At 49.7% G+C, this 288-nt stretch carries 1 pseudogene; it reads right to left on the bottom strand.

The window, feature by feature from the left end:
• Nucleotide 1: 1 nt before the first annotated feature.
• Nucleotides 2-288, bottom strand: a pseudogene (locus PZH32_RS13890) (50S ribosomal protein L11); the annotation flags it as partial.

Raw genomic sequence — 288 nt, 5'->3', positions numbered from 1 at the left:
ATCAGTCTGTTACGGTGATACCCATGGAACGAGCAGTACCAGCGATCATGCTTGTAGCAGCCTCGATGCTTGCAGCGTTTAAGTCTGGCATCTTGAGCTCAGCGATCTTCTGTACTTCAGCTCTTGTAAGAGTAGCTACCTTTGCTTTGTTCGGTGTTGCGGAACCGGATTTGATCTTTGCAGCCTTCTTTAATAATACAGCAGCCGGCGGAGTCTTTGTGATGAAGCTGAAGCTTCTGTCCGCGTAAACGGTGATAACAACCGGGATGACCATGTCGCCCTGGTCAG

Source organism: Adlercreutzia equolifaciens (genome assembly GCF_029076695.1).
GTDB classification, from domain to species: domain Bacteria; phylum Actinomycetota; class Coriobacteriia; order Coriobacteriales; family Eggerthellaceae; genus Adlercreutzia; species Adlercreutzia equolifaciens_A.
This window is presented reverse-complemented; position numbering and strand designations above follow the sequence as displayed.